Source organism: Pseudomonas sp. BSw22131 (genome assembly GCF_026810445.1).
Lineage (GTDB): Bacteria > Pseudomonadota > Gammaproteobacteria > Pseudomonadales > Pseudomonadaceae > Aquipseudomonas > Aquipseudomonas huanghezhanensis.
Genome location: NZ_CP113949.1, coordinates 4033916 through 4048434, shown reverse-complemented (window position 1 = coordinate 4048434; position 14519 = coordinate 4033916). Strand labels below are relative to the sequence as shown.

Below are 14519 nucleotides of genomic sequence, written 5' to 3'. Positions count from 1 at the left end.
GTTGAAGATTGTTTCACGCGATGGTGTCGACCACGCCGCCGTCCACCCGCAACGCTGCGCCTGTGGTGGCAGAGGCTTGCCGGGACGACACATACACCACCATGTTTGCAACCTCCTCAATACTCGCTGCACGCTGAATGATCGAGCTTGGCCGGTGCGCCATGACGAAATCGGCAGCGGCGTCTTCCAGCGATTTACCACTCTTCTTCACTTCTTCCTTGAGCATCTCAGCCACACCTTCCGAAAGCGTCGGGCCGGGCAGCACGGCATTGACCGTGACACCCGTGCCTGCCATCCGCTTGGCCAGACCGCGGGAAACAGAGAGGTTGGAGGTCTTGGTGAAGCCGTAGTGGATCATGTCGGCCGGGATGTTGAGCGCCGACTCCGACGAAATAAACACAATCCGCCCCCAGCCGCGCTTGGCCATGTCCTGCGCATAAGCGCGGGACAGGCGAATGCCGGACATCACGTTGACGTCGAAGAACTGCTGCCAGACCTCGTCCGGCGTGTCGAAAAAATCCTGTGGTCCGTAGATACCGACGTTGTTGATCAGGATATCGACCTGGGGGACTGCCGCTACCAACGCCTTGCATCCCGGGGCGCTGCCCACGTCGGTAGCAACGCCGCGTACTTTTGCGCCTGACACTTCTTTTTTAATCTTTGAAACCGCCGCATCGACAGCGTCCTGCTTGCGACCATTGACGATCACATCTGCGCCTGCTTCGGCCAGGCCTTTGGCGATGGCATAGCCAATGCCGAGGGTGGAGCCGGTGACCAATGCTGTTTTGCCGGTCAGATCAATGTTCATGTCGGAATGCTCCTTGATGGTGAGTGATCATGATGGGGAACGAGTGGGGTAGACCGCGCTGAAGCCAGGTTGTTGACATCAAGTCGTGCGATTCGCTGCAACAGCGTCCCAACCGCGCTCACCTGGACTTCGACATTCCGGATTTGACGATTCGACTCTTCATCGGCATATTGATGCTCGTTTGTGATCGTCAATGCTCGATTATGTAGGTTTCAATGCCATGACACCCTCCCACGAAGCGTTCCCTGGCGAACGCCAACAGTTGATCAGCGACCGCCTGGCCTTGCACGGCCGGGTGATCGCTGCAGATCTTGCCAGCGAGTTCGGCGTGTCCGAGCACTCCATCAGGCGTGACCTTGGCGCGCTGGCGACGGCAGGGCTGTGCAAGCGCGTGTATGGCGGCGCGATTGTTTTGCCCGCTGCCGAAGGGCCAATGGCCGTGCGTGTCAGGCAAGACACGGCGCGCAAGAACAGCCTGGGCCAAGCGGCAGCTTCGTTACTCAGTGCCGGCCAGCATCTGTTCATCGACGCCGGGTCCACCAATATGGCTATAGCGTGTGCGATCAATCCTGAACTGCAACTGACCATCACCACCAACTCACCGTTGATTGCCGTGGAGCTGATGAAACTGCCCTGTGCTGAAGTGATTGTTCTCGGCGGTCAGGTCAGCCCATTGGCTGGCGGTGTCATTGGCTTGTGCGCTGTGCAGCAATTGCAGCGTTTCAATTTTGATCTGTGTTTTCTCGGTGCGTGCGCCATTGACCCGGACCACGGCGTCACCGCCTTTGGCCTGGAGGACGCTGCATTCAAGCGAGCGGTGGTTGAGGCCAGCGGACAGGTGGTGGTGGCGGTGACCAACGAAAAACTGTCGAGCGTTGCGCACTATCAAGTGGCGTCGTGCGAGGAGGTTACAGCGCTGGTGGTTGAATCCGCTGCGCCACGTGAGCGGCTGGACCCTTTTCGCAGCAGGATCGCCAATGTCATAGGCGCTGCACCGGAGCCCAAACGTGAGCGCGAAGGCGCGTGAGCCCACATGCTGACGCAGGAAGTCGCGGCGCGCATCGCGCACAACGGCGTTGTCTGCCGCGCAAATTACGTCTAGTTTGCTGCCCCACGACAAGTACAAAAAACAGGAGTCATTGATGCAGCCAATTCGTCTCGGTCTGGTGGGTTACGGCAAAATCGCCCAAGACCAACACGTCCCCGCAATCCTCGCCAATCCCGCTTTTCAGTTGGTGTCTGTCGCCACTCAAGGGCAGCCTTGCGCCGGGGTGGAAAACTTTCGATCCCTGAGCGAGTTGCTCGAAAACGGCCCGGCGGTCGATGCAATCGCGTTTTGCACGCCGCCGCAAGGGCGCTTCGGCCTGGTCCGTGAAGCTTTGGCTGCGGGCAAGCATGTGTTGGTGGAAAAGCCGCCCTGTGCCACGTTGGGTGAAGCGATGGCGCTGGTTGATCAGGCGCATGAGCAAGGCGTCAGCGGTCTGTTTGCCTGGCACTCGCGCTACGCCCCCGGCATTGAAGCCGCCCGCGAATGGCTCTCCGGTCGCACCCTTGAGCGCGTGCAGATCGACTGGAAAGAAGACGTGCGCAAGTGGCACCCCGGCCAGGCGTGGATCTGGCAGCCCGGTGGCCTGGGCGTTTTCGATCCGGGCATCAATGCGCTGTCGATTGCGACCCATCTTTTGCCGCTCACGCTGTTTGTCGAGTCCGCTGCGTTACGCGTGCCGAGTAACTGTCAGTCGCCCATTGCAGCCTCCATCAAACTGTCTGACGCACGTCAGTTGAACATCCGTGCCGAGTTCGATTTTGACCATGGCCATGACGAGCTCTGGAGCATCGAGGTGCGCTGCACCGACGGCACGTTGCGTCTGGACAACGGTGGCGCGTTGCTGAGCATCGACGGTATACCGCAAAAGGTGTCGGAGGAGGGCGAGTACGCGGCGGTGTACCGGCATTTCCACCAACTGATCAGCGACAAGGCCAGCGACCTCGACCTGCAGCCATTGAGGCTGGTCGCCGACAGCTTTTTTGTCGGCAGTCGTGAGTCGGTCGAGCCGTTTTACGATTGAACATCGATGGCCTGATGTAATGAGGCGTGCGGCATCGTCAGGTCGATTGAAGTGGCTGCATCACCGTCTTGTTGCGGCCCTGATGTTTGGCGCTGTACACGGCGGTGTCAGCCTGTTCGACGACGGTCTCCATGCTCAGGCACTCGCCGGGCAGACAGGTGTACACGCCAAGGCTGATGGTGACGATGCCCATCGGGTTGCCCGCGTGTTCGATGTTCCTGGCGAGCACCGCTAGACGGATTTTCTCCGCCAGCGCAAAAGCGCCCGCTGAGTCGTTGCAGGGCACAAACGCCGCCATCTCCTCTCCGCCATAGCGCACGGCAAGGTCGCCCTTGCGGTTCAGGCAATTGCGCAAACAGTCCGCCACGGCAACGATGCAGTTGTCGCCCGCTACATGACCTTACTCATCGTTGAAGCTTTTGAACCAGTCGATGTCGATCATGATCAGGTTCAACGGGTGCAGGTTCGCATGGCCCTGGGGGAACTCAAGCGTGAGGATCTCCTGGAAATGCCGACGGTTCGCCAGTCCGGTCAGGCTGTCGGCCAGCGCGAGTTTTTCCAGTGAATGACTGGCAATGCGCAGTTGTGATTCGGCTTTGAGTCCAAAGCGTATTTGCTGGAACAACAGCAGCCCGAACAGCAGATTGGCAATCAGGGCGCTGGCGATAACCAGCAGCGAGCGCCAGGCGCTCTGGCGCCACTCAGCCAGGGCCTCGTACTCGGACAGCCCGGCCAGCACCACCAGTGGGTAGGTATCCAGCCGTTTGTAGCCATAGATGCGCTTGACTTGATCGAGCATCGAAATGAAGGTTGCCGTGCACTTCATAGTGCTCGGTAAGGTATTTGTTGAATAACTCGCCCTGTGCAATGGAGGTGCCGGTGGTAGTTGGCGTCGCGGGGCGGCCTGGCAACCGGTTACGCGACACTCATATAGCATCCGCCGACGGCTCTTTTTTAACACGGTAACCGGCGCGGGCCTTTCAGGGGCGTGGGCGGTATGATTTGCGCACTCTACCCGACCACGGTGCGACATGAATCCCCCGGACTCCTCCAAACCAGCAGCCCCTGAGCGCGACCGCGTCAGTGCTTCGTTGTTAGGCCCCGGCTGCGAACCCGACCCGCGATTTACCCTGGCCAATGAACGAACGTTTCTGGCGTGGATTCGCACCGCGTTGGCGTTTCTGGCAGGCGGTGTTGCGGTTGAGGCCTTCACGGGTGAAGTGTTCAGCCATGATTTACGCAGGGCGGTGGCTTTGACGCTGCTGGTGCTTGCGATGCTGGTGAGCGCCAGTGCCTGCGTTCGCTGGTTGAAGGTCGAGCGCGCCATGCGCCAGCGCAAACCGCTGCCATTACCGGTGCTGGTACCGATTCTGTCGTTGGGCGGGGCCTTGGTGGCAGCTGGGTTGATTGTGTTTCTGGCGGTCGGCGCGTCGTGATTCGTCGCGCAGGGGATCGCCACCTGGCCGTCATCGGCCACGACGATCCGGGCTTGCAGCCGGAGCGCACGCTGCTGGCATGGCGACGCACGCTGATGACATTGATCATCTGTTGCACGCTGTTTTTGCGCTGGATTCCGCACTTTGGTTTATGGGCGCTGATGCCGGTCATCGTCGCACTGGTGGCAAGCCTGCTGGTGCAGATCGGCCTGAACGCCCGCTACCGCAAAAGCTCGAAAGGCATGCGCCAGGAACGTATTCCCGCGCCATTGCGTGAAGTCGTGGTGCTCGGTATGACCGTGATCGTGCTGAGCCTGATCGGCGCGTATGCGTTGCTTTTCCCGTAATCACTCCGCCTGCCTGTACGCCACACGACCTTTGTAGAACCCGGCTTTGGGTTAAGCGATAGTTGGCGATGAATCAACCCCGACGCCTCGCGAATGAATTCGCTCCTACAGGTTTTGCGCCATGCCGAGCTTTTGAGTGATACGCAAAGGGTGTAAAGATTTGGTGTCATACCGAGCTTTTGAATACGACACAAAATGCGACTTTGGTAGGCCGAACGCAGGCGTTGTGGAGGGGACAGCGCGGCATGGATGCCGCGCTAGCCGCCCCCGGCCATGGATGGCCGATGGCGGCGTGTCCCCGTAGCAATGCCGGAGTGAGGGAACCCGACGAAGTCGGGCCGGACATCGGAGCAGGGCCTTTTTGGTTACTTTTTGGGCTCTTGCAAAAAGTGACTCGCTGTAAGAGCGAAACCAATACCGGCAGCCCCCCGAGATAACGGATATACACCCATTAACCAGCGAGTCAGAAAGGCCAAGCCGCACTGGCTAGCGCAACAAAAAAAGTGCCAGCCACACCGGCCTCTCGCGAATGAATTCGCTCCTACAGATTGTGCGGCCAGCATATGTTGAGTCGTAAGCATTGTGCCGCGCAGATGTTAAGTCGTACGCATGGTGCCAGCAGATATCGAGTCTTACAGATTTTTGCCCAGCAGCTATTGAGCCACACCCGTGTGAGCCCGGTAGGGATCGAGTGACACACTCCTTGTTCGAGTGAGCCTTGCGAGGAGGCCGAATCATCTTCGGCCCCTTGTTCGCTCTGCTATTCAGGGTAGTGAGCCAGCCTCGACGCGACGCTCAATACGCCGCGACCAGCCCATCCTTTCTCGGGTCCGTCCCGCCGACATAGCCATGCTCGGTGCGCTGGATGATCTGCGCGCCGCCGAAGGCGAACACGCCGCTGGGCTCTTCCACCTCAATGTCGTGGCCTTTGGCGCGCAGCTCTGCGACCACCAGTCGATCAAACGATCGCTCGACGGCCACTTTCAACCCGGCTTCCAGCCTCCAGCGCGGCGCGTCGGCTGCGGCTTGCGGGTTTTGCTTGTAGCGCAGGATGCGCATCATCATCTGCAAATGCCCTTGTGCCTGCATCGGGCCACCCATCAAGCCGAAAGACATCAGCGGCGTGCCGTCCGCGTTCATCACAAAACCCGGAATAATCGTGTGAAACGGCCGCTTGCCCGGCGCGACGGTGTTGACGTGATTTGGGTCCAGGGTGAAGCCCGCGCCTCGATTCTGCAGGCTTATTCCCGTGCCCGGCACCACAACGCCAGACCCGAAACCCATGTAGTTGGACTGAATGAACGAGACCATCATGCCGCTCTCGTCCGCCGCCGACAGGTACACCGTGCCGCCTGCCTTGGGCGAGCCGTGGCCAGGATTGGCCGCCATCTCAGTGGCCAGCGAGGCGCGCTCCATCAGATACGCCGGGTCCAGCAAGTGCGCCGATTGCAGGCGCATATGCTCGTGATCGGCGACGTGTTCATCGAGGTCGGCCAAGGCGAGTTTCATCGCCTCCAGCACCGGGTGAACCGTCTCGACGCTGTCCACCGGATGCTCGCCCACCCCCAGTGCTTCAAGCATCGTCAGGCCCGAAAGGGTGGCGATGCCCTGGCCGTTGGGTGGCAACTCGTGAACCACGGCGCCCGCATACGGCACGGACAACGTGTCGATCCAGTCAACGCTGTGGCTCGCCAGATCGTCCAGGCTCATGACGCTGCCGTTGACGTGAGCGTGCGCGATGATCGCTTGCGCCAGTTCACCCTTGTAGAACGACTCGCCTTTGGTCGCCGCGATGGATTCCAGGGTATTGGCGTGGTCCTTCAGACGAATCTTTTCACCGGCTTTCGGCGCCTTGCCGCCCGGGAGGAAACACTCGGCAAAACCGGGTTGATCCTTCAGCAGGTCAGCGCCACGGCGCCACAACTCGGCGATGATCGGTGTGACCTGATAGCCGTCGCGCGCATAACCAATAGCAGGCTCGGCCAGGGTCTCGAATGGCAACTTGCCGTAGCGCTCGGACAGCGCAACCCAGGCCGATACAGCGCCCGGCACCGTCACGGCGCCCCAGCCGCGCTGGGGCATTTCTTTCTGACCGGCAAAGTGTTCCGGCGTCCAGCCTTTAGGCGAGCGGCCCGAGGCGTTGAGGCCCTGCAACTTCTTGCCGTCCCATACGATGGCAAATGCGTCGCTGCCAATGCCGCAACCGGTCGGTTCTACCACGGTCAGCACCATGGCCGCAGCAATGGCTGCATCCACCGCGTTACCGCCTTTGCGCAGCATGTCCAGACCGGCCTGAGCGGCCAGCGGCTGTGAGCAGGCGACCATGTTGTTACCCATCACCGGCGAGCGGGCGGACGCATAAGGTTGGCTGTAATCCAGATCGTCAAACATCAATAGGCTCTCTTTGGCAGTAAACGAAGGGGGTCAGCTTTTTGGATCGAGGGCATCGCGCAAGCCGTCGCCCAAGAGGTTGAAACACAAGACCGTGATATAGATCGCCACTCCGGGGGCAATCGACATCCAGGGCGCCTGTTCCATGAAGTTTTTTGCGGTGTTGAGCATCGAGCCCCAGGACGGCGAGGGCGGTTGCTGCCCCAGCCCGAGGAAAGACAGGCTGGCTTCGGCGAGGATGGCCGAGGCGATGGTCAGCGTGGCTTGTACCACCAGCGGCGACATCACGTTGGGCAGCACGTAACGCAGGATAATCCAGCGGTCCGGCAGGCCAATGGCGCGGGCGCCTTCCAGATAATCCTCGTGACGGATTGCCAGGACCTGGCCCTGTGTCAGTCGGGAAAAGATCGGCATGGCCGACAGGCCGATGGCGATCATCGCGTTGGTCAGGCTGGGGCCGAGAAATGCGCCCAAGGCAATCGCCAGTACCAGAAACGGACACGACAACAACGCTTCCATGATGCGCGAAATGACCGCGTCCAGCTTGCCGCCGAAATACCCTGCGATCAGCCCCAGCGGTACGCCGATGACCATCGCAATCGCCACCGAGACGCCGCCTGCCAGCAATGAACTGCGCGCGCCCCACAGCAGACGGGAAAACAGATCGCGGCCCAGTTCGTCAGTGCCCAGCCAGTACATCATCGACGGCGCTTTGCGTACCGCCAGGAAGTTGGCCTTGAGCGGATCGTATGGCGCAATCCACGGCGCCAGCAGCGCGGCGAGGATGAACACCAGCAACACCACCGAACCGATCACAGCGCCTTTGTTGGCGAGAAATTTACGCACGAACGGCGAACGGGTGCGGGGCTTCAGGGCAATGTCTGTGGCGCGCGAAGCGAGCGGTGCTATGGAAGTCATCAGGCCGTCCTCAAGCGCGGGTTGATCATGCGGTACAACACATCCGCCAGAAGGTTGAGCAACAGAAAGCCGATGGCGACGCACAGCACCACGCCTTGCACCACGGCGTAATCGCGGTTGAACACCGCATCGACAATCATCTTGCCGAAGCCCGGGATGCTGAACACTTGCTCGGTCAGGACTGCACCCCCCAGCAATTCGCCAAACAGCAACGTGGTCAGGGTGACGATGGGCATCAGTGCGTTACGCAATGCGTGTTTGAGGATCACCGTTCGCGGGAACAATCCCTTGGCGCGAGCGGTACGCACATAGTCTGCGCGCAGCACTTCGAGCATCGCGCTACGGGTGTGGCGCATCAGTACGCCGGACAGTCCGGCGCCCAGCACAAACGCCGGCAGGATCAGGGTTTTGAGGTTCTGCCCGACGTCTTCACTCAGCGGCACGAAGCCTGAGGCGGGGAGCCATTGCAGCTTCACGGCGAAGATCATGATCAACAGAATCCCCAGCCAGAAGTGCGGAATCGAAATGCCCGACAGCGCAAAGATGTTAGCCCCGTAATCCACCGCAGTGCCTTTGCGCACCGCAGAAATAACGCCCGTTGGAATGCCGATCAACAGCGCAATGATCAACGCCAGGACCGCCAGCTCAATGGTCACCGGCAGCTTGGACGCCAGCAGCGTGGTGACTGGCTGCTCGGTGCGCAGCGAGGTACCGAAGTCACCTTGCAGCACGTTGCCGACCCAATGGATGTACTGCAGCGGCACCGGATCGTTGAGCCGGTATTTGTCGCGCAGATACTCCATCACCGCTGGATCGCGCTCTTCACCGGCCATGGCCAGCACCGGGTCGCCGGGCAACAGTTTTTGCAGGGTGAAGACAAACAGCGACACCAGAATCAGCGTCGGAATGGCGCTGAGCAAGCGTCTGAAAATGAACATCAGCATGCGCAATCCTCGAAGCCGAACCGGTTACCCGCAGGGCGGGAGATCATTTGAACGCCACATCCTTCAGGCGGATCAGCCCATCGGGACTCGGTACAAAACCGGTGATATTGCTGCGCATGGCAATGATGCGCGGGTCGAAGTACAGGTAAGTGCCCGGCACATCGACGGCGATCAGACGCAGGGCTTCGAAGTACAGCGCCTGACGTTGCGTCTCATCATTGATGGTGCGCGCCTTGTTCAGCAGCTCGTCCAGTTTCGGGTCGCAGAAATGGCCGTCGTTCTGGCCAGCCTTGCACGTCACGAACTGATGAATATTGCCGTCCGGGTCAGGACGGCCCGACCAGGCGCTCATGCCGATCTGGAAGTTGCCCGACTGTTGTTCGCTCAGCAGCGTGGCGTATTCGGTGGCGACCAGATTGACCTTGAAGCCGGCTTCCTCGGCCATCGCCTGGACGATCTGCCCGACCTGCTGGGCGATGGGGTTATTAGCGACTTTCAGCTCGACTTCGTAGGGCATTTTCACCCCGGCTTCGGTCAACAGCTTCTTGCTCCGTTCAACGTCGCGCGCAGGGATTGGCAGGCTCTTGTCGTAATACGGGCTGCTGGTGGGGAAGGGCTGGGCGCTCGGCGCGAACAGGCCTTCGAACACCACCTGATTGATCGCGTCGCGGTCGATGGCCAGCTCGAACGCCTGGCGTACGCGCTTGTCCTGACCGATCGGCGTCTTGGCGCGCTCGCCATTATTGGTGTTGTACATCATCTGCATGTAGCCCAGCCCCGGCGTGTTGAAGACCTGCAATTTGCTGTCAGCCTTGGCGGTCTTCACGTCGGTGGGTGCGACGCGTTCGATGATGTCCAGGTCGCCCGAACGCAGGTTCGCCAGACGCACCGAGGTGTCCGGAATCGGCAGGAAAATCACTTTATCGAAGTGGTACGCCTGCTTGTTCCAGTAGTTGTCGAAACGCTCCAGCACGATGCGATCCTGCTGAACGCGCTGCACGAATTTGTAAGGCCCTGAGCAAATCGGCTTCGAGCCCACTTCGGTTGCAGACGCCTTGGGTGCGAGCATCATGCCGGCGCGGTCCGACAGCTGAGAAATCAGCGTCGCGTCAGGCTGCTTCACCTTGATCGCGACGGTCTTGGCATCGATCACATCAACGCTTTCCACCGAAGACAACTCACTTTTGCGCAACGAGTCGGGCAGGGTGCGGGCGCGGTCCAGGTTGAACTTCACGGCAGCGGCGTCGAACACCTCGCCGTCGTGAAAGGTCACGCCGTCACGCAGTGTCATGGTCAGCGTCTTGCCGTCCTCGCTCCAGTTCCAGGCGGTGGCCAGCTGCGGCACGTATTTGAGCTGTGGGTTGATGTCCACCAGCTTGTCGCAGAGCGCGGTGTAGACCAGACGGCCGGAGTAGGTGCGCGAGCGGTGCGGGTCGAGCACGTCCGGATCGTCCTGGATGCCGATGCGCAGTGTGGATTCGGCAAAAGCAGCATTCGCAGCGAGCAGTAACAGCGTTCCCGTCATCAGTTGGGCGAACTTCATGGCTGACTCTCCAGAGATAGGGCTTGATGGCTTTTGAATAGATTCAGGCGTTGGGTGTAGGCGACCGAGGGCGTTGGTACTACCAGCGAGCCCGCCCCGGCGTTGGCGATTTCGCGCCAGTAGTGGCAGGCCACCTGACGCTCGGCTTCGACGGTTTCGAAGACCGGTTTCACGTCACGACACAAGGGTTTGACGTGCGGGCAGCGGGTGTGAAAACGGCAGCCCGACGGTGGCTTGCTCGGGCTTGGCATGTCGCCGCCCAGCACGGGGCGCGGGTGGCGCAGGTCGGGATGGCTCACCGGCACTGCCGCCATCAGCGCTTGGGTATAGGGATGAAACGGCGTCTCGAACAGCGCGTTGACCGGCGCCAGCTCGACGATTTCGCCCAGGTACATCACCGCTACCCGGTCGCTCATGTGACGAATCACCGCCAGGCCGTGGGCAACAATGACCAGCGTCAGCCCGAACTGATGCTTGAGGTCTTCCAGCAGGTTGACCACTTGCGCCTGCACCGAAACGTCCAGCGCTGACACGGGCTCATCCCCCAGGATCAGGCGTGGCTCCGACGCCAGTGCGCGTGCGATACCGATGCGCTGGCGCTGACCGCCGGAAAATTCATGGGGATAACGGCTGCTGTGCTCCGGCGCCAGCCCGACCGTGCGCAGCAGTTCGGCGACTTTGTCCTGACGGGCGTTGCGGCTGTCGTCGCGGTGCAGCCAGATGGGCTCGCCGACGATGGCTTCGACGCTCATGCGCGGGTTCAGCGAGGCGAACGGGTCTTGAAAGATGATCTGCAGATCACGACGCACTTGGCGCAGCTTCTCCGGCGTGAGATTGGCCAGATTGCGGCCTTCATAAATCACGTCACCGGCGGTGGGCTTGAGCAGGTTCAGCAGCACCCGGCCGAGGGTTGATTTGCCCGAACCGGATTCTCCCACCAGCGCCAGGGTTTCGCCTTTGCGCACCGCCAGTGACACTTCGTTGACAGCCTGTACTGGCGGCTTCTTTCGTTGAAACAGGCCCGCTTCACTGCTGAAGTGTTTGCTGACCGCGATGCTTTCCAGGATGGGCGTTTGCGTGTTCGGTGTTGCAGCGGTGTTGCGTTCGGGCAGGTTCATGCGCTGACTCCCAGATGCTGCTCCAGAGGGACGCGAATGCACGCGGCAAAATGTCCGGCCGACACCTCGATCAGCGTCGGTCGGGCGGCGCGGCAGGCGGCGATGACGAACGGACAGCGTCCGGCAAAGCGGCAACCCTCGGGCATTTCTGCCGGAGTCGGCACGCGGCCGTTGATGGTTGCCAGACGGCCCTCGCGCGGGCCAATGGACGGCATCGAACCCATCAGGCCGATGGTGTAGGGGTGTTGTGGGTCGTCGAACAGGGTTTTCACCGAACCGCTTTCAACCACTTGGCCGGCGTACATCACCATCACCTCGTCGGCCACTTCGGCGACCACGCCAAGGTCGTGGGTGATGAGGATCATCGACGTGCCGGTCTCGGCTTGCAGGTTGCCGATCAGCGACAGGATCTGCGCCTGAATCGTCACGTCCAGCGCCGTGGTCGGTTCGTCAGCAATGATCAACGCGGGGTCGTTGGCCAGTGCCATGGCGATCATCGCGCGCTGACGCATGCCACCGGAGAGTTCATGCGGGCAGGCATCAAGGCGTTGGGCGGCATCCGGCACGCGGACCTTTTCAAGCATCTGCAAGGCGCGCTGGCGAGCCTCTTTGCTGGAGGCGCCCTGATGACGCATCACGCTTTCAGCGATCTGCTCACCGATGGTGAACACCGGATTGAGCGAGGTCATGGGCTCCTGGAAAATCATCGCCATGCGGTTGCCGCGCACATTCAGCAGGCGTTCATCGGACATGCCCAGCAAGGTTTCATCCAGCAGGCTGGAGCCGCTGGCCTCAACCGTGGCGGTGTCCGGCAGCAAGCCCATCAGGGCCATGGAGGTCACGCTTTTGCCACAGCCGGACTCGCCGACGATGGCCAGGGTTTTGCCCGGCTGTACCGAAAACGACACGCCGTCGACCACGTTGGCCGGGGCGCCCTTGAAGCGCACGGTCAGGTTGCTGACGCTCAGGACCGGGCGTTGGGAAAGTTGCGGGTTCATAGGCTCGCCTCAAGGTCCTGATGAATGACGTTGTCCAGCGCCTGTTGCAGCGCCCGCAAATGCCCGCGCATGGCGGCTGCGGCCTTGATCGGATCGCGGCTTTCGATGGCGTTGACGATGTCGTCGTGGTCGTGGCTGTAAGTGCTCAGGCGGTCGGTGTTGCGTGCGCGCTGGCGCAGGTCGCGCCAGGCCGGATCAAGGCGGATGGCGTCGAGCATTTCAAAGATGTCCAGCATCAGACGGTTGCCTGCCGCTTCGGCGATGCCGCGATGCAGCGCGCTGTCCCATAGCTCGATACCCTCGGCGTCGATTTCAGTGGCGTGTTGCTGGCGAGTGGTGCGCTCGGCAAGACGCCTTAGGATTGCCATCTGCTCGCCGTTGGCCCTGACCGCTGCCAATGACGCCAGCGCAGGCTCCAGATGCAGCCGTGCTTCCATGACTTCACTGAAATTGGTTCGGCTCGATAACTTGGCGAAACTCATGGACGCGCTGGGCGGCGTAGGGCCGACGAAGGTGCCTTTGCCCTGACGACGCCAGATCTGCCCTTCGGCTTCCAGCACCGACAGCGCCCGACGAATCGCTCGCCGGCTCACGCCGAAATCCACTGCCAGTTCACGCTCGGTGGGCAGCGCTCGCTGGGGGAAAGCCGCTTGTTGGGCGACCATTTGGCGCAAAGCATCCAGGGCCAGTTTTGAGGTGTTGTCGCAAGTCGCGTCAGTCTCGAGCCTTTCCATCGTGGTTTCTCGTGACAGCTGAAAGGAATGTGCGAACGCAGCCGTTACGCCGCATTGCCGCACGAGGATGGGTGCAATAGCGATGCCAATTGGAATTGGTTCGGGTGGTTTAATCGAGTGTTGTGAAGCGGGGGCGGCGGTAGCGACGCGGGCATGGGCCAATCCCTGAATGGTTCAGCGGCTGGTTCACTGGGATCGGAGGATTGGTTCGAGAGGAAGTGAACCAATTTAAGCAGAGAGGGATATCGGTGAGCATTTAAGGCACGTGCGCATCGTTACTGTGCGCAGCAGTGCTCGAAAGGGAGGTGGCGCGGCGAGCGCTTCCACCTCCCGTTTCGGGTTAACCGATCAGTCCCACTGTGGCGCGAGGCTGCCGGGGCTGGTCAGGCGATGGCCACGCTCCAGCGCTGCGATCTGCGCCATCTCGGCGTCGCTGAGGGTAAGGTCCACGGCCTTGAGGTTGGCTTGCAGATTCTCACGCTTGGTCGAAGAGGGGATGACCGCATAACCGAGCTGCATCGCCCACGCCAGGGTCACTTGGGCGGCACTGACATTGTGCGTCTGCGCGATTTTTTGCAGCACCGGGTCTTTCAGCACTTCGCCATACGCCAGCGTCATGTACGAGGTGATCTGAATGCCGTGCTGCTGCGCGAATTCGGCCACTGTGCGGTTTTGCAGGTACGGGTGCAGCTCGATCTGATTGGTAGCGATGTTCTCGGCACCCACCACCGCAATGGCTTCTTTCATCAAGGCAACGGTGAAGTTCGACACCCCGATCTGGCGCGTCAGTCCTTGCTTCTTGGCTTCCAGCAGGGCGGTCATGAACTCCGCCACCGGCACCTTGCCTTCGGGCGACGGCCAATGGATCAGCGTCAGGTCAACGTGGTCGGTTTGCAGTTTGGCCAGGCTTTCCTTGAGGCTAGGGATGAGCTTGTCAGCGGAAAAGTTGTCGGTCCAGATTTTGGTGGTGATAAACAGCTCATCGCGCGGTATACCGCTTGCCGCGATGGCTTTGCCGACTTCTGCTTCGTTGCCGTATATCTGTGCGGTGTCGATAACGCGATAGCCGACTTCCAGGCCGTTGGTCACCGAGTCGATCACCACTTGGTCTTTCAAGCGGAACGTGCCGAGGCCGAATGCAGGGACAGTCATTGAATGCTCCATCAGGGGAATGTCTGAAATCAGAGGCCCAGTATCCCGTTTCGTTCGGTCG

At 60.8% G+C, this 14519-nt stretch carries 13 protein-coding genes and 1 pseudogene; 4 read left to right on the top strand and 10 right to left on the bottom strand.

Features of this window, described 5'->3' with window-relative positions; all coding sequences use genetic code 11:
* Window positions 1-13: 13 nt before the first annotated feature.
* Window positions 14-808, bottom strand: coding sequence for an SDR family NAD(P)-dependent oxidoreductase (locus OYW20_RS18150; protein ID WP_268797315.1), 795 nt, complete (start codon window positions 806-808; stop codon window positions 14-16).
* A gap of 220 nt (window positions 809-1028) precedes the next feature.
* On the opposite strand from OYW20_RS18150, the gene OYW20_RS18145 reads away from it, so the two are divergent.
* Both OYW20_RS18145 and OYW20_RS18140 read left to right on the top strand, forming a co-directional pair.
* Window positions 1029-1835 (top strand): DeoR/GlpR family DNA-binding transcription regulator, encoded by an 807-nt coding sequence (locus tag OYW20_RS18145; protein ID WP_268801175.1) that lies wholly within the window; start codon window positions 1029-1031, stop codon window positions 1833-1835.
* Window positions 1836-1950: 115 nt separating this feature from the next.
* Entirely contained in the window at window positions 1951-2877 is a 927-nt protein-coding gene (locus OYW20_RS18140; RefSeq protein ID WP_268797314.1) for a Gfo/Idh/MocA family protein, read from the top strand.
* 37 nt (window positions 2878-2914) lie between these two features.
* Here OYW20_RS18140 and OYW20_RS18135 read toward each other — a convergent pair.
* A pseudogene (locus OYW20_RS18135) lies at window positions 2915-3676 on the bottom strand (GGDEF domain-containing protein).
* 232 nt (window positions 3677-3908) lie between these two features.
* Between OYW20_RS18135 and OYW20_RS18130 the strand changes: the two are divergent.
* Together OYW20_RS18130 and OYW20_RS18125 are read left to right on the top strand one after the other, a co-directional pair.
* Window positions 3909-4313 (top strand): YidH family protein, encoded by a 405-nt coding sequence (locus OYW20_RS18130; RefSeq protein WP_268797313.1) that lies wholly within the window; start codon window positions 3909-3911, stop codon window positions 4311-4313.
* On the top strand, window positions 4310-4660 hold the full coding sequence (locus OYW20_RS18125) for a DUF202 domain-containing protein (protein WP_268797312.1): 351 nt from the start codon (window positions 4310-4312) through the stop codon (window positions 4658-4660). The genes OYW20_RS18130 and OYW20_RS18125 overlap by 4 nt, the downstream gene beginning before the upstream one ends.
* Window positions 4661-5455: 795 nt before the next feature.
* Here the strand turns inward: OYW20_RS18125 and OYW20_RS18120 are convergent.
* The 8 genes from OYW20_RS18120 to dkgB all read right to left on the bottom strand — a co-directional run bounded on the left by OYW20_RS18120 (window position 5456) and on the right by dkgB (window position 14458).
* Window positions 5456-7051, bottom strand: a complete 1596-nt coding sequence (locus OYW20_RS18120) for a gamma-glutamyltransferase family protein (protein ID WP_268797311.1) — start codon at window positions 7049-7051, stop codon at window positions 5456-5458.
* Window positions 7052-7084: 33 nt separating this feature from the next.
* A complete protein-coding gene (locus tag OYW20_RS18115; RefSeq protein WP_268797310.1) occupies window positions 7085-7969 on the bottom strand; it encodes an ABC transporter permease in 885 nt (294 codons plus the stop codon).
* The gene (locus OYW20_RS18110) at window positions 7969-8913 is read right to left on the bottom strand and encodes an ABC transporter permease (protein ID WP_268797309.1); all 945 of its coding nucleotides are present in this window, start codon (window positions 8911-8913) and stop codon (window positions 7969-7971) included. The genes OYW20_RS18115 and OYW20_RS18110 overlap by 1 nt, the downstream gene beginning before the upstream one ends.
* 43 nt (window positions 8914-8956) lie before the next feature.
* Window positions 8957-10456: an ABC transporter substrate-binding protein gene (locus OYW20_RS18105; protein WP_268797308.1), complete on the bottom strand. Its 1500-nt coding sequence runs from the start codon at window positions 10454-10456 to the stop codon at window positions 8957-8959.
* Window positions 10453-11574, bottom strand: coding sequence for an ABC transporter ATP-binding protein (locus OYW20_RS18100; RefSeq protein WP_268797307.1), 1122 nt, complete (start codon window positions 11572-11574; stop codon window positions 10453-10455). Before OYW20_RS18100 ends, OYW20_RS18105 begins: the two co-directional genes overlap by 4 nt.
* Window positions 11571-12572 (bottom strand): ABC transporter ATP-binding protein, encoded by a 1002-nt coding sequence (locus OYW20_RS18095; protein ID WP_268797306.1) that lies wholly within the window; start codon window positions 12570-12572, stop codon window positions 11571-11573. Before OYW20_RS18095 ends, OYW20_RS18100 begins: the two co-directional genes overlap by 4 nt.
* Window positions 12569-13306, bottom strand: a complete 738-nt coding sequence (locus tag OYW20_RS18090) for a FadR/GntR family transcriptional regulator (protein WP_268797305.1) — start codon at window positions 13304-13306, stop codon at window positions 12569-12571. The genes OYW20_RS18095 and OYW20_RS18090 overlap by 4 nt, the downstream gene beginning before the upstream one ends.
* A gap of 348 nt (window positions 13307-13654) precedes the next feature.
* Window positions 13655-14458: a 2,5-didehydrogluconate reductase DkgB gene (gene dkgB / locus OYW20_RS18085; RefSeq protein ID WP_268797304.1), complete on the bottom strand. Its 804-nt coding sequence runs from the start codon at window positions 14456-14458 to the stop codon at window positions 13655-13657.
* Window positions 14459-14519: the final 61 nt, after the last annotated feature.

Bases quoted from the DNA above. Each gene is read 5' to 3' on its own strand.
- dkgB (WP_268797304.1), bottom strand. From the start codon at position 14,458: ATGACTGTCCCTGCATTCGGCCTCGGCACGTTCCGCTTGAAAGACCAA.
- OYW20_RS18100 (WP_268797307.1), bottom strand. From the start codon at position 11,574: ATGAACCTGCCCGAACGCAACACCGCTGCAACACCGAACACGCAAACG.
- OYW20_RS18090 (WP_268797305.1), bottom strand. From the start codon at position 13,306: ATGGAAAGGCTCGAGACTGACGCGACTTGCGACAACACCTCAAAACTG.
- OYW20_RS18120 (WP_268797311.1), bottom strand. From the start codon at position 7,051: ATGTTTGACGATCTGGATTACAGCCAACCTTATGCGTCCGCCCGCTCG.
- OYW20_RS18095 (WP_268797306.1), bottom strand. From the start codon at position 12,572: ATGAACCCGCAACTTTCCCAACGCCCGGTCCTGAGCGTCAGCAACCTG.
- OYW20_RS18145 (WP_268801175.1), top strand. From the start codon at position 1,029: ATGACACCCTCCCACGAAGCGTTCCCTGGCGAACGCCAACAGTTGATC.
- OYW20_RS18105 (WP_268797308.1), bottom strand. From the start codon at position 10,456: ATGAAGTTCGCCCAACTGATGACGGGAACGCTGTTACTGCTCGCTGCG.
- OYW20_RS18130 (WP_268797313.1), top strand. From the start codon at position 3,909: ATGAATCCCCCGGACTCCTCCAAACCAGCAGCCCCTGAGCGCGACCGC.
- OYW20_RS18150 (WP_268797315.1), bottom strand. From the start codon at position 808: ATGAACATTGATCTGACCGGCAAAACAGCATTGGTCACCGGCTCCACC.
- OYW20_RS18140 (WP_268797314.1), top strand. From the start codon at position 1,951: ATGCAGCCAATTCGTCTCGGTCTGGTGGGTTACGGCAAAATCGCCCAA.
- OYW20_RS18115 (WP_268797310.1), bottom strand. From the start codon at position 7,969: ATGACTTCCATAGCACCGCTCGCTTCGCGCGCCACAGACATTGCCCTG.
- OYW20_RS18110 (WP_268797309.1), bottom strand. From the start codon at position 8,913: ATGCTGATGTTCATTTTCAGACGCTTGCTCAGCGCCATTCCGACGCTG.